This is a genomic window from Bacillus sp. X1(2014), assembly GCF_007678255.1.
Genome location: NZ_VEED01000004.1, coordinates 112,980 through 138,742, shown reverse-complemented (window position 1 = coordinate 138,742; position 25,763 = coordinate 112,980). Strand labels below are relative to the sequence as shown.

Here is a 25,763-nt window from a genome sequence, read left to right as displayed (position 1 = left end):
GGACAACTGAAAATAAGGAGATAAAAAAATGATAACCGAAAAAGAAAAAATGTTGAATGGTGAACTTTATAATGCAGCTGACCCTGAATTAAGTAGAGAAAGAAAGAATGCTAGACGGTTAACGAGACTATTTAATCAATCACTTGAAACAGATAAAAACCAAAGAACAGAATTGTTAAAAGAACTCTTTGGTTCCACTGGAGAGAATTTATATATCGAGCCTACGTTCCGTTGTGATTACGGGTATAACATTCACGTGGGTCAAAATTTCTATGCTAATTATGACTGTGTTTTTTTGGATGTTTGTGAGATTCGGATTGGTGAGAACTGCATGATTGCCCCAGGAGTTCACATTTATACCGCGACTCACCCAATAAGTGCAAAAGAAAGAATCTCAGGCGCAGAATTCGGAAAACCAGTTAATATCGGCGATAATGTCTGGATTGGCGGTAGAGCAGTGATAAATCCCGGAGTGAACATAGGAAATAATGTCGTCATCGCTTCAGGTGCGGTCGTAACAAAAGATGTCCCGGATGATGTGGTTGTAGGTGGAAATCCTGCAAGGATTATTAAACAAATAGAAGAATAGAATACAAGTTTAGGAGGAAACTATATGATTAAGTTAGTGTTAACTGATATGGACGGAACGTTTTTGAATAATAGAGGTGATTTTAACAGGGAACTGTACCAGGATGTAAAAAAGATCATGAAAGAAAAAGGTGTTGTTTTTGCGCCTGTTACTGGCAAGCAATGTGAACGTGTAGAAGAATTATTTGGTGATGAAACAGAAGATTTATGGATTTTAGGGGATAGCGCAACTCGAATCAAGCATAACGGAGAATTTGTGTATGAATCTTTGTTAAGTAATAAATTAGGACTGGAAATTATACGTCTACTTGAGGAATTAAGCTTAGAGCATACCATTATTGCATGTACTAAAAACGGTGCGGTAATAAAAGAAAACATCCCTCGTGAAGAAGCAACAATTGTCAGAGGGTCCTATGCGCAAGTAAGACAAGTCAGTGATTTTAATGAAATAACAGATGACTTTGTTAAAATCACTATTCACGACCCTTTGTTAAGGTGTATGGAAACCAGAGAAAAGCTAAATCCATTTTTTGAGTCTGCTTATATAGTTGCTTCTGAAGCAGCTTGGATTGACATTGCAAATGCTAATGTTCATAAGGGAACTACCGTTGAACACTTGCAGCGTTTATTGAATGTTTCTCCTGAAGAAACAATGGCATTCGGAGACGGTTACAATGATTTAGAACTCATGACTCGTGCTAGCTATAGCTTTGCTGTTCGAAATGCAGTACAAGAATTAAAAGATGCTGCAAATTTTATTACCCGTTCAAATGAATAGGGTGATAATTACGTGTAAAACTTATATATAAGGAGTGAACACGTTTTGGCAACTTCAAAAAACTTAATATCAGGACTATTATACAATCGTAAATCTAGAGGTGAAAATGAGGACTTACAGAAATTCAAAAAAGAGTTATACGAATACTGTAAAAAGAATAACATAGACCCTACCCATTATTTCGAGGAAATAGGGTCGTCCAAGGACGATGAAAGAGAGGCCTATAATCAATTAATAAACCATATTAAAACCGGCAAATTTCAAGTTTTAGTTATTAGTGATTTAGGCAGGCTTACCCGTGACCTAGAACAGCAACTAAAACTATTTAAATTATTGGTAAAACATAAGATGGTTATTCATTCTTTACTTGATGGAACTATTGATCCTGCCGAAAAGACTAATAAAATGATGGGAGTTCTAAAAGGCGTATTTAATGAAATGGTGTACGAGGAAACAAGCGAGAAAATGCACCTAGGAAGACTTCTTAGTGCTAGAGACGGTAAATATATAGGAACTCCTCCCTATGGGTATAAAAAGAATAAAAATTTGCAGATAGAACCAGACGAAATTGAAGCACTTGTAGTAAAGCGTATCTTCCGAGAGACTATAGAAGGTTATTCAACTACAGAAATTGCAGTACGATTACACAGGGACGGAATAAAGACACAAAGAGGGAATGACTTTACCTCCTCTGCTATTAGTAGATTATTGAATAACAGAACGTATATAGGGGAGTATAGTTTTAAGTCTGAAAAGTTTAATGAAAAGGTTACTAAAAAAAACAACCATGAAGCAATCATAACCCCTGAAGAATTTTTACAAGTAAAAAATACATTAGCAAATAGACGGCGATTTTCCTTACGTATTCATGATATCATTAGTCCTCTGGAAAAACTCATTGTATGTGGGAAATGCGGACGTTTAATGTCAATTAACTTAGTACAACGTAAATATGTTTTCCTTCAAAAGTGTAATGCCTATAAATACGGTGAAATCTGTGATAATAAGGGTGCTAATTTACGGCATATCTTACCCAAGGTTTATAAGGATGTAAATGAACGTATAGGAGTAGTTCAGGTACAGCTGGAAAGATTGTATGAGGGAAGTTCCAACGATAGATTAGAGGCACTACAGAAGGAATTAAAGGGCTTTGAGAAACTGATAAAAGGCAAAGAGAAAGAAAAGGATAAGCTATTGGACTTGTTGCTAAAAGAAAGAATCACTGAATTAAGATTCTCAGATAAAGACAAGGAATTGGATGAAGAAATAAAGAAACTTAAACAAAGGCATGAGGACACCTTAGAGGCTATTGCTAATAGTAACGTTTCTAACGATATTGAATATATCGAAAAAATATTAGAAAACTTAACCAACCTAGAAACCCAAGCTGTAGACAGCCAAAATAGAACGTTGAAAAGTATTATTGACAAAATTGTTTACATTAGGGAAGGCAACGATATAAGCATTGACATTCAATTTAAAGATTAATTCAGTCAGGGAAATTAACCCCTGACTATTTTTTTATTTTAATGACTGACTGCTGTCCCATTTTCCTCTTTTTCTGCAAGTAAGTAAGTGAGTTCATTTTTTGAACTACAAACAAAAGAAAAGAGGAAATAAAGTATGACAACAGTAGAAAGTAGTAAAATTACAATGAGAAGAGAAAACGTTCCTGACCAGTATAGGAAAGTTCCTAATTCAATCCACGACTATATAGAACTGGGTTTAATTTCAGGAAATGACTTAATCGTGTACCTAAGATTATACAAGTTGTTTAATGATAGCATTGGTTATGCTTTCCCCACTATTGACCAATTAGAAGTTTATACAAATTTATCTAGAGGTACATTGACTGAGGCAATAAAAAAATTGGTGGCCGTGGGCTTAATTAAAAAGGGGCAGGGCTATAAGGGTAACAACGTTTATGTTGTCTATAAGCCCTTAGAACAGGCGGAATTATATAAACAAGTTCCTGATATGGTAGAAAGACTCCAATCTAAAAAGATCAAGAAAAATATACAGGCTGAACGTGATAAGCAACGATTACAACAGTTTAAAGAATCTATAGAAGAACAGGAACAGGAATTTAAGGCTGTGAGAATTGAACCAAGGGTAGAATCTTACAAGGTAGATAGTACAGCCAAAAAATATACAGATGAGGAAATAGTCGAACTTACTAAGGATATGTCTTTTGAGGAATATAGACAGTTTATGAGGGAACAGAATCTAATGTGATTAATAAAACAGAAAAAACTCATTATATCAGTATTTGTAATCAGTTATTAATCACTAGTTTACTAGATTATTAAAACCGCGAAGTGGAATAGTTCAATAATTGAATTTAGCATAGTTCAATAATTAAACTTGGGATAGTTCGGAAACTAGACGTTATTAAGATATAATATAAGAAGATATAATATATAAAGATATACAAGGATACCTAAAGGTATCCATATTCTAAGAAATAACTAAGATAAGATATAAAAGATAACTGTGAAGGATATAGAATAATTATTAAAGTAAAGAATGTATTAACGTCTAATTTTTGAACTACTAACTGGTGCCCCTGCAAATAGCTAATAAATAATCTAGGAATTTTGGCAGGGAAAATTCTCCTTTTGTCGAACTTATTTAGTGAAAATGAAAGGGGGTAATTTCCAATTGATGCCAGATAAGATTGAATCTTTATTAGATGTATTAGGGAACCTTGACGGCTATTTAAAAAAGTTAATCGGTATAAAAGAAGGTACATTAGGAAGTGAAGCTTTTGACTGGGGTTATGGTGTTTTAGAAGGGGTAGCCCCCATTATAAGTAATGTAATGCAAAGCTTACAGATTAGAAAATTAAAAAAGGGTCTTAATGCAATAAATGATGTGATTCAAAATATGAATGTTGTTTTAACTGAACACGAAGAAAAATTCATTCAAGAAAAAGCATTACCTCTAATACTTAAAAACATTCTTCAAGAAGAACAAGAAGAAAAAATTAAAATATTCGTAAATGGGTTTGAATCGATAATAAATGACTCGATGTATGAAGAGGATCATCTATATGAGTATTATGATGTTTTAAGGAGTCTTAGAAAAAAAGAAATAGCAAGAATGTTACAACTTTATAATAATGAAGTTAATAATCAAGAGACGTATAACATCGAAAATTTTGAATTTGATGGAACAAGCATAGAGTATATCGATAATAAATTAGTACAATTAGGACTGAGAAGAGTATTTATTATCGATGCAGGAACATTTGATGCAATACAATCACCAAAAGAAGATACTGCTTTTACAGATTTTGGATTAAGATTTATAAAATTTTTTAGAAATAGAAAAATTAACGAATAAACATATAGCACCTCTAGGGTGTTTTTTAATGGATTAAAGTTACTAAAAGAATGGTATAAATTAGGTTAGGGGAGTGTCTCTCCCGTTTTCACTCCCCCCTTACTTTAGGCTATCATTTGATAGTCTTTTTTTATTTAAGCAAGAGTTAAAAAGCAGGGAGAGGGTTGTTAGAGATTGTGCCTATTGAAACTTTTTTATGGGCAGAAACCTAGGTGTATCAAGGGGTTAATGGCCTCCATATTTTTGAAATCACAAACACATAGGATTAAACGTATTTTTGGAGATCACAGTTGGGGGGGGCAAAAAACGACACTGGTCAAAGAGTCGCTTTCTTCTTAGCCCTTATTAGTGTACTTTTGCTAATGCCTGTTGTTTCCTCTACTTCTTTATATGAATGAGTTTCTAACAACTTTAAAGCGTGATTTAGCTGTTTCTTAGTGAATTTATTGGGTCTGCCCTCTCTAAAGTCTTCACGCTGCTTGGCGATTGCTTTGCCTTCCTGAGTACGTTCTACAATCATATCCCTTTCAAACTCAGCAAAGGCACTAAGAACACTGAATATTAATTTACCATTAGGTGTATTCTCAACTAAACCCATGTTTAAGATATGTACCTTTACACCTTTTTCAAATAAAGCTTTAACCGTCTGAATACCGTCCACAGTTGATCTTGCGAATCTGTCTAGTTTAGTAACTACCAGCGTATCACCTTGTTGGAGAATGGATAGTAATTCTTGAAATTGTGGTCTGTCAGCTTTAGTCCCTGTGAACTTCTCAGAAAATATTTTCTCACAGCCCTCTTTCTCTAAGGATTGTAGCTGTGCCTCTAAATCCTGATTTACTGTTGATACCCTTGCATAGCCATATTTCATTATGTATTAACCCCTTTTTTGTGGTTTATTTATGACACTATGTTATGACGCCATTTGATACCTTGATATTACAGTTCTCTTAAAATGGTGTCAATACTTTTAAGTTATGACGCTTTTTTTATAAGAGATTTTTTTTATTAGTGGTTAGGCTGCTAAACAAGAATTTAAAAAAAGGGGGTATCAGGATCAAAAATAATGGGGGGTATATTATGTCGTAGCTATGCCCATGAGTGGGCTACTGTCACGGCTACAGGCTACAGATACAATGGTAATCCCAAGGGGATAACAGGACAGGGGAGTGGATGCAGTCAGCCTCAGTGACAGGCAAGGATAGTACAGTATCAGTGAGTATCAATCAGTACCACCAGTACTAGTAGTACCATACAAGTACTACCAGCACAGTCACAGTGAGAAGGGTAAGGCATTACCATCACTGACTACTATATAACTATCAGTATACATATCCACATTAGCTATTGGAGTCAGCCTCTCTCCAGAATCATCCTTGATCTTGGAGTACCCGTCCCAATGGGGGCAGGGGGGTCTCCTCAGGGCGGTCTCACGTCTACTATGGATAGACACCAAATTTAAAAACCCGAGTTAATAATTCGGCAAGGGTTTTAATGGTCTATCCTTACAAAACATGCAATCGGTATCGCCACAACAATCAGAAGCCCACTCGTTACATTCAGGACAAAATTCTGAGTCGTAGTCTTCATAAAGAATTAGTTCATATCCGCAGTTTTTACAAAAGTCACGAACAAATTGACCACCAATTTCAAACCCATCTATAATAACACTTTCTTCCTCCACTTCGATTTTTCTTTTCATAGAAACATCTTCCTCACCGTATTTTTCTCTAATTATATCGGATGTCACTGAAAAGCAAAATTGTATTGCTGAGGATAATTCTAAGCGAATTAACTTTAATCTTTAGGGGAATGGTTCGTTAGCGTTCATCTGATTTAACTGAGGTGTAATACTTTCCCCTTTAAGGGTTACTGTAACACTGGTACTCGAATGACGTTGGTAAATGGTAATGAGTCTAAAGAGAGGGGATGGTTATGGATTTTCCAATTTTAGATAAATGAAGTTGTAAAAAAAATTTTCACCAGCAAAAATACATAACCTCGATAGGTAATTCTCATTCTCCTTTAATTAAACTAACGTGGCAGTTTAGTTGAAGAAAGATTCAGAGAAATTTTACCTAATGACCTACAAAAATTGTATTATATTAATATAATAGGAAAATAAACGAAAGGGATTTTAGAGTGAGAATTTTAAAAACAATATTATTATTATTTGGAGTTTTTATTTTATTTTGGGGACACGACATTTTTATTTCTAAATTTTACGACATGTCTATTGGATTATTAACAGGATTTATATTTTTAGTATTAGGATATCAAGAATATAAAAATGTGAATTACAAAAAGAATAATGTGATTTTGGGTCTCTCTTGGCATTTTGTTCATTGTATATTCTCTTCTAAAATTTTAAAGAATAGTTTGATTTTACTTACTCAACTACCATGAAAATAAGTTTCTTCAAGATTAGAAAATGACAATACTTAAGAAGACCCTACTCAAACGTTAAAAAAAAGAGGAGAGTGATAATTAATAAGTTAATGGATTAGGGTTGACTGGATTAAGGTCAGTAACAGTATTGACACTCCCTAACCATTTTCATTCTTTGTGGTGCGGCACTGATTTTGTGCTGCATGGATGGCTAACGGGTGCTTTGCTTCAATAAGGGGCAAGGCATTTTTCTTATTCAAGTAACGTGGCAGGTTAGTTTAAAAGCGTTAAGAAGTAAAATAGAATAAGTGAAGATATAAACTTTAAAAGGACTTTTAGAAGGTGAGTTAACTTCAATGAAAAAATATTTTATGGTGATAATTTCCCTAATAATGATTGCAGGTTGTTCCATCTCCATCCGAGACAAATCTGAAGGAAAAACAAATGAATTGTACCTTATTCCCAGTGGTTTTGAGGGTTCAATTATAGTTTTTTACAATGTTCCGAACAAAACAAAATTAGAAAAAGAAGGGAAATATTCAGTTATTCCAGTAAAACTTGAATATTTGGAAGCATTGGAGGGAACTGAAATACATCAATATGGCATTTATTTTACCTCTACACCAGATATTTTTACCGCTAAACCAGATATGGACTCTGCAACTGTCAACAATAAATATTATTACATAGATAAAAGCGGGGATAGAACTGCTATTGATGAACAATGTATTAATTATAGTACGAGGGGCAGTTTCACGGGAGATAACGGTAAAGAAATGGTTTATCAAAGTATTCAAATAACAAAAAGTCACTGCGGTGAAGCATTCTATCTTGATGGATTGGATATTTATAATACTCAAAAAGAGGAAGTGGGAAAATACTGGAAAAGTAAATTATAAGGATTAGATACCTTATTGAAGTAACGGATGCTTTAGTTCAATAAAGTCGGGCAGGGGCCAACATTACCCTGCCTATTTGTTTTGTATTTAAATGATCATTAAATAATTTGCTGAAAACGAATTGAGGATTCTAATACAAACCTTAATTCACCTAATTCAAATTAAGTTTTAGTGTTTACTAGTGTAACCTCGTGTAATCCACGAGATTAGTATATTTACCCTTGCAAGTGAGATATTAGGTTTAAGACGGGCCGTCGATATAAATTTGTAGGGGTGAAAAAGAATGAATAAAAAAGTACCAAAAAAAGTAATAGATCTTGGTATTGAAGAGGAAGTTGAAATAATTACCCTGCCACTTTACATTGATGGAGAGTTATTTGAATTTACAAAGCCACGGACAAAACTAGGTGTTGATTCGCTTACAATACTCATTAAGCAGGACGTTAAAGAAGTCTTATATTGGGTGATTTGGAGGGATAGAAGGATATTAAAAGTTTATTCTGGAACTGTCGGAGAAGTTGGGAGGAAAAATGAAATTCTGTTGTCATTATCGTCCGAAGTAAAAGAAACATTAAATAAAATAGTAAAAGAAAAGATTAACGAAGGTTTTAGATATATAGAGGAGGATGACCTAACTACTCTTATTGTGAAAAAATGTAATAAAAAAGATGATGATAAAATTGCTTTAAAAAAACAAACATATTTAAAAAATGTAATAGACGGAATTTTATTTTGGACGGGGAATGGATATTGTGATGGTGGAGAAATAGGTATGGAAGTTTCACAAATTTTTAATTATGTAATAGATGTTGAAAAGGCGGTACAAGAAATTATTGAAGAACTTGAAAATGAAAATTTGCTTGAGGGAGTAGAGATTTCCTATTTTAATTCAGTGAAGGATGAATATATCACTGTATACCCAATTTGATTTGAAAATTATAAAAGAGTATCGAGAAATTCTCAATACTCTTTTTTATTACCTAAAGTCCTTCTTTATATTGAAATTACTTAATCTCCACTGCTACTCCTCTCGTCGCTGCTTTCATCATCATCATCATCATCATCATTAACTTCAACGAAGTCATCATGTCTAAAAAACATAGTGGCTTCTGAAAAATCTAAGGACGTATTATCATCCGAGAACCCACCTGTAACACTTGCTTGAATAAGGTCCCCAGACTTTACAATATCTCCACTTACTGTCACTATCAATGCTTGTCCTCCACCTAATGGAGTCGTAGCAGTTTCTGTATCTGTTGAATCTGGTGCAATTGGGATTGGTGGAAATAAAGGTACTATGATACGTGTTGAAGTATTCGGTGGTAAGGTAAAAGGGCTAGGTGGAATTAGTGGGACAATTGGATGTGGTGGGAAAAGTGGGCTTGGCGGATAAAACACCTGATCAACCCTTGCTATAACAGTTAGTGTTTGATTTGTCTGGTTGCTGAAAGTCAAGACTACGATATTACAGGGATTAGGTGGCAGGTGGACAAAATTCGGGATGAAAAAAGGTCCTGTACGTAAAGTTGCCATTAAAAACTTCCTTTCAAAATAGAATCATTATATTAAATGCAATTGACGGTCTTTTGATATGGACAAGTTATTGCGTATATCCGCACAATTTTAATTAAAAATAAAAAAGGAATCAGGCATTTCCTGACTCCCTTTATATGTATCGTTTTTTCTATTTTCTAAGTGAAGATACAAGTAATGAATTTGTAATCGGTTTATCAGATACAATAAATATTTTTTTGTATTCGGATACTTATTAACGATTTCTTCATACGTTCCTTTGTCTTTAATAAATTCAGGCTTGTATATAAAACATTTAGCATGTTGTATTTGTGCAAACATGGTGTCAGTGTAAACTTTATCTGTACTTTTAAAAGGTTTATAACAAACCATACAATGGGGTTGCACTTTTTCCTTTACCATAAAACACCTCCCTTCCTTTCTAAAACATACACTACGGCAGGAAAAAATACTTAAGAATCCCCAAATATTCATAAATCATCCACATATATCTATGGTAATATTTAACTAACAAGTAAAGATTAGTTTGGGGGATAATCCGTTGAAAGTCCTAATGACAAAGAGAAAGTTATCAGAAAGCGTAGGATGGTCAGAGGCAAATGGTAGGAGATGGGTAAAACAATTTAAAGAGTATATTCCGTATATTAAAGAAGGAAATAGAGACCTATTCACAGAAGAGTCCAAAAAAGTCTTATCTACGATAAAAAAGATGAGTGAACAAGGATTAAATAGTTCAGATATTTTAGAGATATTTAAGGTGGAAGGCATTCCTAATAATGATTCTGAATTAAATAAGATGGTTGAACGGAATACAATTAAACAACCATTGAATAATTATAATAAGAATATAGCGGGGACTATACCTACTCAAAAAGAAATTGTATTACCGTTGTTGTCGTTATTAAAAGATAGGAAGCCATGGACAACCACCATGCTTAATCAGGGGGTGGCGGACTTTTTCTCCTTAAATGAAGATCAAAAGAACGTAACATATCCAAATAGCAAAGATAGTATGTTCACTCATAGAATGAGAAGTACAAGATATGTATTAAAGAAACAAGGCTACATAGATGAAGTGAGTAAGTTTACTTATCAAATTACCGATGAAGGATTTGAACTGCTGACAGATAATGAACAAGATATACATGAAGAAATTGAAGAGTTAGAAAAAGTTATTGACCCATTCGAAGTTGTACAAGAAAAAGTTGAAGATATTGAAAATGAACTGATAAATGATTTGTTAGAACATCTTAAAGGTGCACATTGGAGAAGGTTGGAAACTATTGTAGTTGAACTAATGACTGCAATGGGTTATGGAGATGGAGAGGTTACAGAGAAAACAAATGATGGAGGATTAGACGGGATAATTAAAGAAGATAAGTTAGGCTTGGATAATATTTATTTACAAGCTAAAAAATGGGAAAACTCTGTTGGAAGACCTGAAGTAATGAGTTTTTCTGGGGCATTAGATGCAAAAGGTGCCCGGAAAGGTATATTCATTACTACATCTTCATTCACAGCTGGTGCAAAGGAATATGCTGAACGTTTAGAGTCTAAAAAGATTATCCTTATTGATGGAAGACGGTTAGCTAAATTAATGATTGAAAACAACATTGGAGTAAATGTCAAAAGGAAAATTATAATTAAAGAAGTAGATTTCTCATACTTTGAAGGTGAGTAAAAAACTTAAGGGTTTTACCAACAACAGGCTGCCGAAAAGGTAGCATGTTTATTTTTTAGCTAACGCATACTTTACTAAAATGTTTTAGTAGAATCTTATGAAGCTGACAACCTTAGACAAACTAATCATTAAGAATTACGCCATTACAAACAGTATTTCAGAGGTGAAAAAAATCTTAAATGATGATGGCCATTTTGAAATCGAAAAAAATTATGTTTCAACCGTTATAAATAAAAGACCTAAAGATCAACTACACAAGATAATTAGGACTGGATATATGAAGAGAACGAAGCATAGTAGAAATAGTTAAAAGGGGATACTGTTTTGAACAATTAGCACATTATAACTCGTGTTACTTATAGTGTAAAAGGATGGAAATACTCAATAAAAAAACACTCATAAACATTGGTTTAAATGAGTGCTTATATAACATAATTTTAGAATAAGGATAAATTCTCTGGTTCGAAATAGATTCTCTCTAGTCTATTTATAGCCTTTTGTATAAGGTTGGAATCAGGTGAATGGTTATTTTCTTTAAGCCATCCCAAAACTTTAAATGTGAGATCCTTCGGTTCTAACCTTTCATTAAATTGAAACCAGTGTGTAATAGAAAGAGTTAAAAGACCTTCATAATTTTCGAACCCATTTATTAAGGATTTAACCAAAAGATAATCTGGATCAGCCATGATAGCTTTCTTTTGGGGGAAGTTTATGCTTAAAACTTTTATTTGTGTAGGCTGGTTAGGTTCGCTTTTATCAATTGGTTCGATATAGTATTCTTTTAAACGCAAAATTACTTTGTTAATGTCATTTAAATAAGGTCCGTTATCACCTAATTCAAAATTCATGTTTTTATTTTTAAAATATAAAAAGTAACTAATAATATGGGTTTGAATATAGGTCAACAGCGGACCTTTTGTTGCTTTATTATAATCATTCATTAAGAGTAACAGTTTTTTTTGATCCTCAGTTAATTTTGGCTTTTTCTTTGTACTACTTGTTTTCTTTTCATTTGTAATAGAAGGTTCATAAATAACTATTTCTACGTTACTTAGATGATTTAACTTTTTTTCTATTAGTGGCTTTACAATATTCCAATCAAGATTTCCATTACCACAACCAAGTGCTGGCATAGCAATTGATTTAATATTATATTCTGTTATCAACTTAGTTAAATTATCTAAACCTTCTTCTATATATTCAATTTTTGAAGGATTACGCCAATGTTTTTTAGTAGGAAAGTTAACAATAAACTTTGTTATTTCGTTATTAGGAACCTGGTAAATAAAGCTTCTTCCAATAGTTAGTTCTTTGGTCAGACATTTATTTTTATATATTTGGAAGTTTTCGGGAAATCGATTCTTAAACTCTAAAGCTATCCCTTTCCCCATTACACCTACGCAGTTAACTGTGTTTATAATTGCTTCAACCCGATTTAGTTGTTTGAAAAGGTCGCCTTTTTCGTAAATAATCATTTTAATCACACTCCTTTGGTCTATTATATATGGTAAAATTTATAATATATATATATTTTTTGGGGGAGATTGGACTATGGAAACTATTAGTTCCGCTAAGCAACTATTACTAAGTTCACTTGTTACAAAGCATTTACCACAAAATCGTAAGTGGTGGTCAAAGTATATTTATCATTTTAGCCATATAACTAACATTGCTTCTATTCTAAATGATGATTTATTGAAGTGTAGAAATCAAGTAAAAAATATAAACGTTGAAAATTTAAATGATAATGCAAGTAGTGAGGTCATTAGTGGTACAGAAGAAGTATATAAAGATTATGTACGTTTCTATTTTAGACCCCTAACCCCAACGCAATTTAACAATGAAGGTATACGGGCTAAAGATGAAATAACAAGCTTTGGTGCACATTGTCCAGTGCCGGTATTTTTATTATTCGATCCAGCAATGTTAGATGAACCCAATGTGTTTTTTTCGTATGAAAGTTTAGCTTCACATTATCATGTACCACTATACCATGGGTTAAAAAAATTAGTTGAAGCCCCATTTGACTATATCTACCATTATGATAGTACATATAACCTTGATGGGAGACAAATTCGGAAACATCGCCAAGCAGAAATAGTAGTTAAGGACCAATGTAATTTACAATATCTACAAAAAATTGTCTGTAGAACTAAAGCCGAGGCAGATACATTGCTTGAATTATTAGACTTCTTTGCATTGGTTCAATACAGCGATAAAATTTGTTACATAGATGAGGGTACTTTTGATACAACGGATTCAAAAACCCTATTTCATGGTGATTTCTTAAAAATATTGGATGTACATCAGAGTAAAAGTAGTTTAAAAGTTAAATTTAATATAAATGATAAATATCCAAGAAATATAGATATAAGATGGTCTGGTAGAGGTGATAAACCTATTTGTGAATTTGTTAGAGAAAATTATGTTCTCTGTAATTGCGATATTGTCAACGAATTTCATATGACAATGGTAAATTTCCTGGAAGGACATGATTTTGTAAAGGTTAAAATAAAGATAGATGGACATTTAGTTTATTGTAATACATACAATTTTAAAGAATCTACTATCCCAACAGTATCCCCAATAAAAATTCAGGGCTTACCTTAATAGTTGCCCTTTTATAAGTGGTTAAATTATCTTTTTTATTGATTGACAAAAAACAATATAATAGTAATTTAGAAGCTTATAAAGAAAAACGAGGTTACCAAATTGAAATGCAATAAATGTGGTGGGTTCGATTCTTACACACAATATTATTTTATAGATCGAGATGGTGATTCCTCTTTCCATTTTTAACATTTTGCTGGATTAAGACTTTGTTAAAGCTAAAACTAGGGGGCTTGGTTTATTACTATTCCCCCCTTAGTTTTGTAAAATAAGAATGTAGTATTATCAAGGGTTCCAGCGTTTAACTTTGTCTTAAATAGTATGCACTATTAGTCTGTTTCCTTAGTTGCTGTATACATAAATCACTACAAGTTAATTTATTCTTTGAATCTGTTTTAAATAGTTCCTGACAGGCTTTACAAGTACGGCTGTACTTACCTATCTCAGTTTCTTTGTAGATAATGCCGTGCTGTTCCACATATTCTTTTTGTATCGCCTTATCATTAGGTAAAACACATTCCTCAAACCAATCACAGGAAATGTCCTTGCCGTACTTAGTGTAATAATCACAGGTGGTATTAGTTTGAATACAGTTACCGTCAATGAAGTTGGCACAAGTAGACTTACATAGTCCCTTAACTCTCTTTAATGTTTGATTTTCAAGTAAAGCCATTATAGACCCCTCAACTTATTCAACCAGTATTTGGTCTTGTCACGATTAACCCCAAGTCTCCTAGAGATTTCAGCAATAGTTACGCCCTGATTATGGAGGCCTAACATTTGCCCTTTTAATTCATCACTAACTGTAGAAGGTCTTTGATTACGCTTAGAGGTATTGGTTTTAGACTGCCTTTTTAAAATACACCAATGATTGAACTCGTTATCAATGTCTAATAAATACTTTGGTTTTTGAAAGAAAGTGGTTCCGCATACCATACAGCAGTACTTAATAACCGCTTCATCATTGATATACCGACTAACGGGCACTATCTTTCCTTTGTGGACACGGTCAATAGTACGTTGGTGTTCCCTATTCTCATTTACATATCTTAGTTTAATATTCACTGTTATTCCTCCCTAATTCTAAACTAAAAAGCCCCACCAACGGCAGGGCTTAAGGTTGTTATTCAGTGTCATTGTTGTTGCGAAAAACTTCTATGTGGGTTGGTGTGAAGAATGGCTTTACGTTCAAGTGCTTCACTGCTTTAGCTACTTCATTTAGGTCAATCATGTTTAGCTGCACCTTATCTTTTGGTGTATTAAGCCCTTCTTTAATCTGTTCTAACGGGTTATTTTTCATTGTCTTTACCCTCGGGATTAGGATAATTAATGTTTCCACGTAAAGCAGAATGGATATCATTCTTATTAATCACGTTTGGAAACTCCTCGTTATAGATGGGAGTGAAATTGTCGATATGAAAACTATATCCAATACGAGGGAAAGCCTTTTTAATAGCTTCATCTTCAATAATCTCAGCCATAATAGGTGCGATTTCGTTGAACTGTCTTTCACTGGATTGACCTAGATCAAAGAACATGGATAACATCTGATAACGAATGTCAGCCACAATTGAAGTGATGTTGTATATATCTGCAAAGGCTTCAAGTTCTTTCTTTAGTGTCTCTTGTAGAATGGGTGCATATTTGAACTTCAGTTTCAGCTTTTCCTCGTCCACTTGTTCTAACATCAAGTGGATAACTTGAGATTCACCTGTTAGGTCAATGGCTTGTTTGTTCAGGTATAATAATTCCCCTAAATCCTCGGTATTGTCTCTATCAATCAGGTTAGCAACGAGTTTCTGCTGTAAGTCATTTAACTTCTGTCTTAGTTGAAGTTCTCTTTGTTCCAGTTTGTCTTTCTCAGCATTATAACCAGCGATTGCCTCTTTAGTTGTTGGTAGCAAGTCCATTTCCTTTACGAGTTTGTCAATCTGTGTTCGATTAATCGTTATATTCATTTGTTTAGTCCTCCATTGTTGTTTTTAAGTTGTAATAGTACCGTAACTGCCTCTATTTCCTGTTCAGTAATATTTAAAGTTTGGATGCCGTCCTTAATCCTAACCTTGTATAGTGGGCTTAAGATCAGTTCATTCCGTTCAATCTTTGCTAATACACTTCTATCAATCTTGCACACCTGACCAAATTGTTCCTGCGATAAATTTCTACATAAGCGAATGTAACGCAACATATCCCAAGTAATTTTCTGACCAGTCATATAATCTCACCTCCCATTATGAGAACTCACGGGTAAATAAAAAGAGGACAGCGTTTAGCCATCCTCTAAAAAGGAGTACTACCTTTAATAAGTCCGTAACAGATCAGTAACAGTATGAAACTGTCTCTTACCTGTCCTCACCTTTAAGGGCAGGAAGGATACCCCTTTGACAGGTGGTATTACCTTCCATACAAAAACATAGAAAAAATATAAAAAATAAATGTCCTAGTTTACCTCATATTTGCAAGTACCTAAGTGACTACATTAAATGAGGTGCTTACAACATGGGGAAAACGACAACTAAAAAACAACCAATTAAAGTTAAAGTTACAGTGAGTAAAGAATTAGGAGGGTTAGAATGTGCTAAATACCTTCTAACTGTTGGGGCATATAAAAAGAAGTGATATAAAGGGGAGTAGCTAATTGCTACTTCCTTTTTTTATGCTATAATTTATTTATGCGTAATTTACATCCTATGAAGAAGATGCGGTTATGAAAACAATCATTCAAATGTTAACTTTGCAATGAATGGGCAATTCGGTTAGGAGGAACCGGTATGACAATAAAGCTTATAGCTGTAGATATGGATGGAACTTTCCTTAATGGACAAATGAAGTATGATGTTGAGAGATTTACTAAACAATATGTAAAAATGAAAGAGCTGGGAATTCATTTTGTTGTTGCTAGTGGAAATCAATATTATCAATTGAAATCATTCTTTGGTGAAATGCAAGAAGAAATCAGTTATGTTTCTGAAAATGGTGCATTTATTGTGGATCAAGGACAGGAAGTGTTTTCTGTTGATATTCCTAAGAAGGATGTAAAACTTATTCTTGAAGAGTTGGAAACACATAATAAATTTTCTATTGTGTTATGTGGAAAAGAAAGTGCCTATGTACTTGAGAGTGTATCGGATCAGTTTTTTGAAACGATGAATAAGTATTATCACCGATTAAAGAAGGTAACCAGTTTCGATGTTGTTAATGACCAAATTTTAAAATTCGCATTATCCTGTCCTGAGGATGAAACTATACAATTAAGAGATTTGCTTCATAATAGAATAGGAGAAATAGTAACGCCTGTCTCTAGTGGGCATGGGAGTATAGATTTGATTGTTCCTGATTATCATAAATCCTCTGGTATCCAATTGTTACAACAAAGATGGAATGTTAAAGACGACGAAACGATGGCATTTGGTGATGGAGGTAATGATATTGAAATGCTAAAGCATGTAAAGTTTGGGTTTGCGATGGAAAATGGAAGCGAGGAAGTAAAAACGATTGCAAAATATTTAGCACCCTCTAATAATGATAGTGGTGTGTTAGAAATAATTGATCAATATTTTGAAAACCAAGGTCCATTCAAAGATTAGAAAACTAAAGGGGTTAGGGTAATCATTAAGCTGTTAAAAACCAAAACATTACCGAGAGTAACAGGAAAAGGTCATCATCAAGCTGATGAAGACCAAAACATGACCGAGAGCAACAGGAAAGGGTCATCATCAGGATTAAAAATAACCAAAAAGTGAAACTCGCAAATAAAACAGCGAGTTTCGCTTTTTTATAGCCATAAACAATGCTAATCTACCTGTCATCCCATTTTCTCAAAACGAACTCTATAAAATGGATTTTTTATGGTACCAGGCATAGAAAGTCTCGGCTTCTTTTTTCGATACTCCATATATTTTAGTATCATGTGTGGGTTTAGCCTTATTAGTAAAAAGTAGGGTTGCTACACCAAAGCGACGCTGCAGCCAATTATGTTTTACTGTAATCTGTTGGATCCGTTCACGATGGGTGACAAAGGTTTCATTTGTTAAGCCGCCTTTTCTGATTTGGACGGTATTTCCTTCACGCAGATAACTGGTAAACCAGTAGTCTAGGATCCGAAGAAAAACGGAAATGACAAAGACAATCGCAGCAAGCCATAGCCAACCCGGTTTAAAGATCCACAGCCCAATGACCGCTAGAATAGTTAAATAATAGGGATGGAGGAGCTTAAGCCAAAGGACCTTCATTGGAAATCGTTCCATCTGTTCTTCGATCCGGTAATCAGGCAGAATCGAGTGTAAAACCCGGTAGGCTTCCTGCTTAGGCATGAAGGGATATAAAGAACTGGTTTCCTGGTTTTCTTCTTCGAAGCCCCCCGCACTAATAAGTTTTATAGAAGCGAGTCCGAGCATTCGCTTAAGGATGGTTTGTTCAACGATAATTGCTTGTACTCTATGTTTCGGGATGGAAAAGCTGATATTATTGCCAACACCTTTTTCGATATAAATTCGTTCAGAATCATCACTAATGACATAATTTCCATATTTCCATGTAGTTTTCATAAAGCCGATTCCGACTGATAATCCAAGTGCTAAGACGAAGAGAACAATTATCATCCACCAATGAATCAGTAAGTAATCAAGGGCACTTTCAGCGGTCTCTTCAATTTGAAAGTAATCTGCGAGATTGGTATATATTGCACCTAACAAAGGAAAAATCGCCAGGAAACTAAGAGAAGTGAAAGACGCTTTGATAAGATCTTTCTTGGTTGATCGGAAGTGTATCTTTCGTTCCTCGGAAGGAACGAGTATTCCCTCCTCACTTGCCTCTGTAGAATCCTGTTTTTGCTGCAAAAGAATAATAATTCGTTCTTTTTCTTCGTTTGTAATCACGGGAAACTCAGCAGAGGCATTTTCTCCACTTGTCCCAGTATCTAGAGTGAGTGAAGTAAGACCAAACCATTGATGCACAAAAGTGGTGCTCGATGTATGATTATGTACTCGCTCTAACGCAAACGTCCGTTGTTTTTTAACAAAAACACCTTCATAAAGAACAATGGAATCTCTACCAATCTCATAACGATGAAAGAACCATCTTAAGAAGATCGAAATTACTCCCCATAATGTAGCAAGTAAAAAGAGATAACGGCCCCAGATCACCCAGTTCGCTGTGGAAGAGCTTTTAAGAACAAATAAAAAGAGAAAGAACCAAATCGAATTTTTGATTAATTTGACTATCTCGACAACAATTATTGCTGGGTGATGTCTTTTAGTTGCTTGGATCATGCTCTTTCTCCTTCGACAATATCTGAATCATTGATTTTTGCATACACTGCAATTTCTGCTTTTAGTTTTTTTGCTTCGTCTGTTGCAATGGCAGGAATGACATGACTGGAAGTAGTGGTACCAATTTCTATTTTGTACAGTTGGTAACGCCGCATGATCGGTCCTTGTTCGGTACGGACGTATTCGACTTTTTCCATTGGGATTAACGTGTGTTGAATTTGCCATTTCCCATGTTTCAATTGAACAAATTGGGGATCAATTTTATAACGCCATGTTCGTTGTAAATAGACGGGTTCAATCATGATGAAGTAAATAGCAGATAAAACCCCGATTCCCCCAAGTATATAAAGGACAATACCAATCCACCCATACCAGTCCAATGTTTCTGTGCAAACAATCAAAACAGCAATAAAAAGCAAGGCAATCCCGTGCCCAACAGAATTTGATATCCTCCACATTTTCACCGCATCATCAGAAATTTTTTCTGTAGGTTCCTCTATTTGTATGTACATATATTTCACCTCAATTATCGTATACGTATCTTTCTATTAAAGAGTTTCATCAAATACAGGATAGCTTTATAAAAATTGACGCCAATTTCCCTATTGTTTTAGCTTACTTCATATTATGATACGATGGAAAGGAAAAGAAATATTCAATCATTATAACGGGGGCACGATCATGTATAGCTTTAAAAATGATTACAGCGAAGGCGCACATCCTAGAATTTTGAATGCTTTAATAGAATCCAACCTGATCCAGGATGATGGCTATGGAGAAGATCAATTTTCTCGAAAAGCGGTTGACCTTCTTAAGGAGCAAATGGGAGGGGCAGAGGTAGATGTTCATCTCTTATCTGGCGGCACACAAACAAATTTAATCGCAATTTCTGCGTTCTTAAGACCACATGAAGCGGCCATGGCAGCAAGTACTGGTCACATCCTGGGACATGAAACAGGGGCCATTGAAGCAACTGGTCATAAAGTTATCTCGATAGAAGCGGAAAATGGGAAATTAACTCCATTACTTGTACAAGCGGTACTCGATAGTCATCCTGATGAGCATATGGTCAAGCCGAAGTTAGTATACATATCTAATTCCACTGAAATAGGCTCCATCTATAGCCGAAATGAACTGGAGCAGTTAAGTGATTTTTGCAAAAAGAACCATCTTATTTTGTATATGGATGGGGCAAGGTTAGGCTCAGCACTCTGTGCAGAAGAAAATGATTTGAAGTTAAGTGACCTTCCTAGACTTGTAGATGCATTCTATATTGGAGGAACAAAGAATGGGGCACTTCTTGGTGAGGCGTTAATCATTTGCCGTGATGTATTGAAGGAAGATTTTCGTTACCATATGAAGCAAAAAGGAGCGCTGCTTGCAAAAGGGAGACTATTGGGCATTCAATTTCTTGAACTGTTCCGAGACGATTTGTTCTTTGAATTAGCCACGCATGCGAATCAAATGGCAGCAACGCTTAGAGAAGGAATCTGCAAAGCGAATATTCCGTTTCTAACCCATTCTCCATCGAATCAAATCTTTCCCATTTTACCTAATACGGTGATTGCAGAATTAGAGAAAAACTATGCGTTTCATATCTGGGAAAAGGTAGATGGAGATCATTCGGCTATTCGCCTTGTGACATCCTGGGCAACAAAAGAAGAAGAGGTAGATGCCTTTCTTGAGGATTTTATGGCGCTATTTATCCGAGAATCTTAAAACACAAGCAGTAAGTCAATTCGTTTTTATAAAAAAAATAAATTTTAAAAACTTCAAAATGCTTGAATATTCTTAGAAAATTTGTTATTTTTAGAGAAATAAAAAAGACGATGTGTAACTGGCGAAACACGGATTACCGTGAGGGAGCACATATAAGTCGTAGCCGTTCGCCTGGGCAGAGGTAAGGAAACAAATCCTTGCCTCTTTCTGTATATTAAGGGGGGATAGAACCGGCTAGAAAGACTGTTAAATTTCTTCGTTCTAATAGAAATTAATTCTCATAGAAAAAGAGAGCTTGAAAACTATAACAGAAAAGTAGAGGAGAAAACAAAATGAGCACAACAATCCTAGACAAAAAGCAAACAATCAAAACGTTAAATAACATTGCAGAAAGCGGGCTAAAGGTATTTAATCAAGATAACTTCACGATCGATAATGAAAGTGAAAATCCCGATGCCATTGTAGTTCGTAGTTTTAATATGCATTCTCTTGAATTAGGGAAAAATTTAAAGGCAATTGCACGTGCTGGAGCGGGTGTCAATAATATTCCAGTCGCTAAATGTACGGAGCAAGGGATTGTTGTGTTTAATACTCCTGGTGCAAATGCCAACGCTGTAAAAGAAATGGTTCTTACCACATTAATGGCTTCATCTCGTAACCTTTTTGACGGTATCGCATGGACTAAGAACTTAGCAGGCGAAGGGGAACAAGTTCCGAAACTTGTCGAAGCAGGTAAGAAACAATTCGTTGGTAAAGAAATTAAAGGAAAAACACTAGGTGTTATCGGTTTAGGTGCTATCGGTGCGCTTGTAGCAAATGATGCTCTTGATTTAGACATGGATGTCATTGGCTTTGACCCGTTCATCTCAGTCGATACAGCTTGGAACTTGTCCCGCAATGTTCAGCGTGCAATGTCAATTGAACAGCTGTTTGCAAATTGTGATTATATAACAGTTCATGTGCCTTTAACTGATGACACAAGAGAAATGTTTAACGAAGCAACGTTTAGTATCATGAAGCCTGGCGTTCATATCCTAAATTTCTCCCGTGGAGAGCTTGTGAATGAAACAGATATGGCTGCGGCTCTAGAAAGCGGTCAGGTAGGTAAGTATATTACAGATTTCCCGAATGAAACTGTCTTGAAAATGAAAAATGCGATTCCTATCCCGCATCTCGGTGCTTCTACTCAAGAATCTGAGGAAAACTGTGCGATTATGGCAGCCCGTCAGGTAAAGGACTTTTTAGAAACAGGAAATATTAAAAACTCAGTAAATTTCCCGAACGCATCCCTTGATTATACAGGAAAGCGTCGTGTGGCGGTATTCCACAAAAATGTTCCAAACATGGTAGGTCAGCTTACACTAGCTATCTCTAACTATCAATTAAACATTGCTGACATGATCAATAGAAGCCGCGGAGAATACGCCTATACGATGATCGACATTGACAATAAAGTAAATGGCGATGTCATTCCTGGCTTGCAAGAAAAAATTAATCAAATTGAAGGTATTGTTACAGCACGAATCATTTAAACATCCATTCCGCGATTTTTAATAAAAAAGGAATAAAAGGGAAACTTGAGTCATGCCAGCTATTCTAGAAGAGTAGCTGGCATGACTTTTTTTTATAGTCGAAAAGAGAAAGTGTTGATTAAACTTGAAAACATATATTTTTCATTCATGGTGATAATAATACCTAAAATGGGAAAAATCGGTGAATTTAATGCAAAACTTAACGAAAATCCTCCTTCCAAGACAATTATTATTGCTTTTGATCCTTTCTACGGGCTTACTTAACCATGTCATTCTTATCCCAAACTTGCTTACAGCTGCTGGAAGAGATAGCTGGTTAAGTGTGATTGTGGCATATCCAATTTCTCTTTTCTTTCTGTGGCTGGTTTATTATATTGCGAAAAACAGTCCGAATGAAGGTTTCTTTACTTTGATTAGAAATCGACTTGGCAGGACTTTCTCTACTTTACTTTCAATTCCCGTTATTCTCTTTCTATTCACGAGCTCCTATGTCACTTTTAGAGACTTAATGACCTGGTTAAAGGCTTATTTTCTCGCGGATGCTTCTGTTTTTATGATTAATTGCATCTTAATTATTGTCTGTTTTATCATCACGCTCGCTGGGGTCAAAAGCATGGCAATTTCTAGCGGATTTTTACTCCCGCTTGTGGTGTTATTTGATATATTTATTGCCATTTCAAACACGACTTTAAAGGACCCGAGTTTTTTATTTCCTGTGTTTACGGACGGATATTCTCCAAGAAGATATAAAAAGAAAGTTTACTTCCATTTATAAAAATGGTGTAAAAAATCAAACAGATTTACTGAATGTGGGTGAAAAGTTGTATAGAAAACACCCGAAACAATATAGCGAATTAAAAAAATCTAAAGTCTTTTATTTAGATAATTACTCCTTAACAGATCTAAAGGTTAAGGTGCAAATTTTTCATTTTAACAGCTATAAATATGAACAAGGATTGATTTCAATGTTGGTTTCTATTTAAGCAATAGCAACGTTGAGGGTTAGACATTACCAAATAGGATGATGAAAAAATGCAGAATCATATTGATTACCTTATAGAACATTATGGGTACTTCGGAATCATATTTGCCTTAATTGGCGGTATTGTAGGACTTCCTCTACCCGATGAGGTTCTTCTAACCTATATTGGTTACAATGTTTTTCAAGGGAAATTATCCTATATATTTTCAATAGTAAGTGCTTTTATTGGGGCATCAGCAGGGATTTCACTTAGCTACTATATTGGTTATAGATTTGGGTTGCCTCTAATCGAAAAGTTTGGCCCGAAAATTCACATTACCGAACAAAAAATGAATAGAACCATGAAATTATTCCGAAAATTCGGGCCTTTTCTCTTATTGTTTGGATATTTTATTCCCGGGGTACGGCATCTTACCGCTTATATTGGCGCCGTTAATCGTTTTCCCTTTAAAAAATTTGCTATTTACGCCTATACTGGTGCATTCATATGGAGTTTTACTTTTGTCACACTAGGAAGAAAATTAGGCGAAAATTGGCACACCGTTGAACGATTTATGACAACATACAGTATTTATTTAATCACCTTCTTCTTGGTTCTATCAATAATCATATATTTTTTTTGGAAGAGAAGAAATCGAATAGGCAAGAGGGTTTAGCATACTAAAAATGAAGTGAACTAGAGTGGTTTGGATGTTTAAATGAATGATAGGGAAAGTTTAAAAAAGAATCCCCTGGATTTATCCATGGGGAGAAGTCAAGTTTCTAATAAGGACCTGATCCTTAAGGCAAGTCTAATTTGCATGGTTGTTTCTGAATCCTTTAAGCTTTTTCCGAGAATTTCCTCACACTTTTCAATCCGATAAATGACCGTGTTCCGATGAACATATAACCGTTTGGCTGTTTCGGAAATTTGGCAGTGTGTCTCTAAATAGACAGACAACGTATCTAGCAGTGTCTGTTCATCTTCACCTTTTGTATCTGCCAATCGGCTTAGGGCAAATGTATAAAAAGTTCTTAACTCATCATGGGGGACCATTCGCAATAACTCCATGACATCCTTGGTTTGATATGTTTGGATATAGGCTGTTTTCTTTGAAAGCTGTCCCTGTGATAAGGCGTCTTCAGCATCTTTGTATGCATTTTTAACATCAAGAAACGTATGACTTACATGACTCACACCAAAGGAAATCGTATTCCCGAAGTAAGTAGAAACTTTTTCCTGAAGTTGAAGCAAGCTTGATTCACAGTAAGCACTTGCAGCCCCGAGTGTTTCTTGAATTTCAAATAAAAGAATGCAGGTTTCACCTTTTGTGAAAAAGTGGATGCAGGGAGTGATATCAGAGACTTCTCCTTCGATAAAATCATAAATATCATCTACTTTTTCCAGACGCTCGGTAAAGCTAGGGTGACGGTCATCCCTGTCGATTTTACCAACTGCACAAATATACCTCTGGTTATTTTTTAATGAAAACTCCGCTGCTCGACCTATGATTTCCGCTTGAGAAGAAAACGTACCGTCTGAAAAATGAAGGAAGAAATCATTTCGTATACTTCTTTCTTTCTGTCGTAGTGCATGTTCCTTCATAAGTGCAAACGAGATTACATTAGTAGCTTGTTCTATCGTTAATGAAATCAGATGATCGGTTTTCTCCACCTCCCCTAAAATCATAAGAAATCCTTTTTTCCTTTCACTGATGTGTACAGGGAATAAAGTACAGCTCTGTTTAGTGGATCGGACTGCCATGGAAATGGGAGAAGTCATCAAAAAAGGAATGTTGAGACCATCCAGAATTACGGGAAAGTCAAGGTTCGTGATAGGTTGATAAATCGGCTTGAAATGCTGATCAATTAATTGAACAGGCCGCCCGATCACTTGAGATAAATCTTGAAGTAAGAATTGAATCCCTTTCCCTTCCATAATGATCTTGGTAAATTGCTTGTGGGTCTCTAATGCAAGCGTCAATTCAGCAGCTCGATGATCAAGTATTGCTCGTAATGTACAATTGACAATTTCGCCAAGTGATAATTCTAAGGGGAGTTCAATAATGGGGAAAGCTAACTCGTTTGCCAGTTTTATAGCTTCTGCTGGTACTTTATTTAGAAAGCGTTTCGTCTTGATCCCTAATCCAGCACACCCTTGTTCAGCCATCGCATGAACCAGCTCGGTTAGCTTATGGGGCTGATCTTTGAAATGATAAGCGGTTGTGATAAGAAATTCATTTTCATGTAAGAATGGAATAATATCGGGTGCATCCATCATATTGACTAATTTCACTTCACGTTCTGTCCCAGCTTCGCCGGCGATCATCGTCATTCCTGCTAAATGTGGAATCGTTAAAACTTCATTTACTTTCATGAAACCACTCCTTGAGAAAAATCAAAACACTGAAAATATTTCATTTATTTTATCATGATTTAGTTAATTTGCATAAAAATTT

Annotated in this window: 28 protein-coding genes and 1 riboswitch; of the genes, 15 read left to right on the top strand and 13 right to left on the bottom strand. The window is 34.9% G+C overall.

Translation table 11 applies throughout. The features are described 5' to 3' along the window. Positions 1–28: 28 nt before the first annotated feature. The 5 genes from FS608_RS10465 to FS608_RS10445 all read left to right on the top strand — a co-directional run bounded on the left by FS608_RS10465 (position 29) and on the right by FS608_RS10445 (position 4,711). On the top strand, positions 29–589 hold the full coding sequence (locus FS608_RS10465; RefSeq protein WP_144549686.1) for a maltose acetyltransferase domain-containing protein: 561 nt from the start codon (positions 29–31) through the stop codon (positions 587–589). 24 nt (positions 590–613) lie between these two features. Further along, complete coding sequence (locus FS608_RS10460) at positions 614–1,366, top strand: HAD family hydrolase (RefSeq protein ID WP_144549684.1); 753 nt, start codon at positions 614–616, stop codon at positions 1,364–1,366. A 45-nt stretch (positions 1,367–1,411) separates the two neighbouring features. After that, positions 1,412–2,854: a recombinase family protein gene (locus FS608_RS10455; RefSeq protein WP_144549682.1), complete on the top strand. Its 1,443-nt coding sequence runs from the start codon at positions 1,412–1,414 to the stop codon at positions 2,852–2,854. A gap of 135 nt (positions 2,855–2,989) precedes the next feature. Beyond that, positions 2,990–3,601, top strand: a complete 612-nt coding sequence (locus FS608_RS10450) for a helix-turn-helix domain-containing protein (protein WP_144549680.1) — start codon at positions 2,990–2,992, stop codon at positions 3,599–3,601. A gap of 429 nt (positions 3,602–4,030) precedes the next feature. Beyond that, complete coding sequence (locus FS608_RS10445) at positions 4,031–4,711, top strand: hypothetical protein (protein WP_144549678.1); 681 nt, start codon at positions 4,031–4,033, stop codon at positions 4,709–4,711. Positions 4,712–5,027: 316 nt separating this feature from the next. On the opposite strand, the gene FS608_RS10440 is transcribed toward FS608_RS10445, so the two are convergent. Both FS608_RS10440 and FS608_RS10435 read right to left on the bottom strand, forming a co-directional pair. Continuing rightward, positions 5,028–5,582, bottom strand: a complete 555-nt coding sequence (locus FS608_RS10440; RefSeq protein ID WP_144549676.1) for a recombinase family protein — start codon at positions 5,580–5,582, stop codon at positions 5,028–5,030. 600 nt (positions 5,583–6,182) lie between these two features. Further along, a complete protein-coding gene (locus tag FS608_RS10435; RefSeq protein ID WP_144549674.1) occupies positions 6,183–6,413 on the bottom strand; it encodes a hypothetical protein in 231 nt (76 codons plus the stop codon). A 1,042-nt stretch (positions 6,414–7,455) separates the two neighbouring features. Between FS608_RS10435 and FS608_RS10430 the strand changes: the two genes are divergently transcribed. Together FS608_RS10430 and FS608_RS10425 are read left to right on the top strand one after the other, a co-directional pair. Then, a complete protein-coding gene (locus tag FS608_RS10430; protein WP_144549672.1) occupies positions 7,456–7,998 on the top strand; it encodes a DUF6843 domain-containing protein in 543 nt (180 codons plus the stop codon). Positions 7,999–8,281: 283 nt separating this feature from the next. Next, positions 8,282–8,926 (top strand): hypothetical protein, encoded by a 645-nt coding sequence (locus FS608_RS10425; RefSeq protein WP_144549670.1) that lies wholly within the window; start codon positions 8,282–8,284, stop codon positions 8,924–8,926. An 80-nt stretch (positions 8,927–9,006) separates the two neighbouring features. Here the strand turns inward: FS608_RS10425 and FS608_RS10420 are convergent, their stop codons facing one another. Both FS608_RS10420 and FS608_RS10415 read right to left on the bottom strand, forming a co-directional pair. Continuing rightward, complete coding sequence (locus FS608_RS10420; protein WP_144549668.1) at positions 9,007–9,531, bottom strand: hypothetical protein; 525 nt, start codon at positions 9,529–9,531, stop codon at positions 9,007–9,009. A 90-nt stretch (positions 9,532–9,621) separates the two neighbouring features. Beyond that, positions 9,622–9,933 (bottom strand): hypothetical protein, encoded by a 312-nt coding sequence (locus FS608_RS10415; protein WP_144549666.1) that lies wholly within the window; start codon positions 9,931–9,933, stop codon positions 9,622–9,624. 151 nt (positions 9,934–10,084) lie between these two features. Here FS608_RS10415 and FS608_RS10410 point away from each other — a divergent pair, with 151 nt between their 5' ends. After that, a complete protein-coding gene (locus FS608_RS10410; RefSeq protein WP_144549664.1) occupies positions 10,085–11,212 on the top strand; it encodes a restriction endonuclease in 1,128 nt (375 codons plus the stop codon). A 437-nt stretch (positions 11,213–11,649) separates the two neighbouring features. On the opposite strand, the gene darG is transcribed toward FS608_RS10410, so the two are convergent. Next, positions 11,650–12,687, bottom strand: a complete 1,038-nt coding sequence (gene darG, locus FS608_RS10405) for a type II toxin-antitoxin system antitoxin DNA ADP-ribosyl glycohydrolase DarG (RefSeq protein WP_144549662.1) — start codon at positions 12,685–12,687, stop codon at positions 11,650–11,652. Positions 12,688–12,763: 76 nt separating this feature from the next. On the opposite strand from darG, the gene FS608_RS10400 reads away from it, so the two are divergent. Further along, positions 12,764–13,822, top strand: a complete 1,059-nt coding sequence (locus FS608_RS10400; protein WP_144549660.1) for a DarT ssDNA thymidine ADP-ribosyltransferase family protein — start codon at positions 12,764–12,766, stop codon at positions 13,820–13,822. Between the two features lie 301 nt (positions 13,823–14,123). Here the strand turns inward: FS608_RS10400 and FS608_RS10395 are convergent, their stop codons facing one another. The 5 genes from FS608_RS10395 to FS608_RS10380 are packed head-to-tail and all read right to left on the bottom strand — an operon-like array spanning position 14,124 to position 16,037. Next, positions 14,124–14,495: a cysteine-rich VLP protein gene (locus FS608_RS10395; protein ID WP_144549658.1), complete on the bottom strand. Its 372-nt coding sequence runs from the start codon at positions 14,493–14,495 to the stop codon at positions 14,124–14,126. Continuing rightward, positions 14,495–14,887 carry a helix-turn-helix domain-containing protein gene (locus FS608_RS10390; protein WP_144549656.1) on the bottom strand — a complete coding sequence of 131 codons (393 nt, stop codon included), beginning with the start codon at positions 14,885–14,887 and terminating at the stop codon, positions 14,495–14,497. The genes FS608_RS10395 and FS608_RS10390 overlap by 1 nt, the downstream gene beginning before the upstream one ends. 58 nt (positions 14,888–14,945) lie before the next feature. Then, a complete protein-coding gene (locus FS608_RS30170; protein ID WP_186328674.1) occupies positions 14,946–15,122 on the bottom strand; it encodes a hypothetical protein in 177 nt (58 codons plus the stop codon). Beyond that, positions 15,112–15,780, bottom strand: coding sequence for a hypothetical protein (locus FS608_RS10385; RefSeq protein WP_144549654.1), 669 nt, complete (start codon positions 15,778–15,780; stop codon positions 15,112–15,114). Before FS608_RS10385 ends, FS608_RS30170 begins: the two co-directional genes overlap by 11 nt. Next, a complete protein-coding gene (locus tag FS608_RS10380; RefSeq protein ID WP_144549652.1) occupies positions 15,777–16,037 on the bottom strand; it encodes a helix-turn-helix domain-containing protein in 261 nt (86 codons plus the stop codon). Before FS608_RS10380 ends, FS608_RS10385 begins: the two co-directional genes overlap by 4 nt. Before the next feature lie 556 nt (positions 16,038–16,593). Here FS608_RS10380 and FS608_RS10375 point away from each other — a divergent pair. Next, complete coding sequence (locus tag FS608_RS10375; protein WP_144549649.1) at positions 16,594–17,409, top strand: Cof-type HAD-IIB family hydrolase; 816 nt, start codon at positions 16,594–16,596, stop codon at positions 17,407–17,409. A gap of 243 nt (positions 17,410–17,652) precedes the next feature. Here the strand turns inward: FS608_RS10375 and FS608_RS10370 are convergent, their stop codons facing one another. Both FS608_RS10370 and FS608_RS10365 read right to left on the bottom strand, forming a co-directional pair. Next, on the bottom strand, positions 17,653–19,092 hold the full coding sequence (locus FS608_RS10370) for a PH domain-containing protein (RefSeq protein ID WP_144549647.1): 1,440 nt from the start codon (positions 19,090–19,092) through the stop codon (positions 17,653–17,655). Next, the gene (locus tag FS608_RS10365; RefSeq protein ID WP_144549645.1) at positions 19,089–19,604 is read right to left on the bottom strand and encodes a PH domain-containing protein; all 516 of its coding nucleotides are present in this window, start codon (positions 19,602–19,604) and stop codon (positions 19,089–19,091) included. Before FS608_RS10365 ends, FS608_RS10370 begins: the two co-directional genes overlap by 4 nt. 169 nt (positions 19,605–19,773) lie before the next feature. On the opposite strand from FS608_RS10365, the gene FS608_RS10360 reads away from it, so the two are divergent. The 5 genes from FS608_RS10360 to FS608_RS10340 all read left to right on the top strand — a co-directional run bounded on the left by FS608_RS10360 (position 19,774) and on the right by FS608_RS10340 (position 23,981). After that, positions 19,774–20,811 carry a threonine aldolase family protein gene (locus tag FS608_RS10360; protein WP_144550075.1) on the top strand — a complete coding sequence of 346 codons (1,038 nt, stop codon included), beginning with the start codon at positions 19,774–19,776 and terminating at the stop codon, positions 20,809–20,811. A gap of 104 nt (positions 20,812–20,915) precedes the next feature. Further along, a riboswitch (ZMP/ZTP riboswitch) is annotated at positions 20,916–20,995 on the top strand. Between the two features lie 148 nt (positions 20,996–21,143). Further along, the gene (locus FS608_RS10355; protein ID WP_144549643.1) at positions 21,144–22,343 is read left to right on the top strand and encodes a phosphoglycerate dehydrogenase; all 1,200 of its coding nucleotides are present in this window, start codon (positions 21,144–21,146) and stop codon (positions 22,341–22,343) included. Between the two features lie 190 nt (positions 22,344–22,533). Beyond that, on the top strand, positions 22,534–23,118 hold the full coding sequence (locus FS608_RS10350; protein WP_144550071.1) for a GerAB/ArcD/ProY family transporter: 585 nt from the start codon (positions 22,534–22,536) through the stop codon (positions 23,116–23,118). Continuing rightward, positions 23,057–23,326, top strand: coding sequence for a Ger(x)C family spore germination C-terminal domain-containing protein (locus FS608_RS31765; protein WP_144550073.1), 270 nt, complete (start codon positions 23,057–23,059; stop codon positions 23,324–23,326). Before FS608_RS10350 ends, FS608_RS31765 begins: the two co-directional genes overlap by 62 nt. Positions 23,327–23,375: 49 nt before the next feature. After that, on the top strand, positions 23,376–23,981 hold the full coding sequence (locus tag FS608_RS10340) for a DedA family protein (RefSeq protein WP_144549641.1): 606 nt from the start codon (positions 23,376–23,378) through the stop codon (positions 23,979–23,981). 98 nt (positions 23,982–24,079) lie between these two features. Here FS608_RS10340 and FS608_RS10335 read toward each other — a convergent pair whose 3' ends face one another. Further along, complete coding sequence (locus tag FS608_RS10335) at positions 24,080–25,681, bottom strand: PucR family transcriptional regulator (protein WP_144549639.1); 1,602 nt, start codon at positions 25,679–25,681, stop codon at positions 24,080–24,082. Positions 25,682–25,763: the final 82 nt, after the last annotated feature.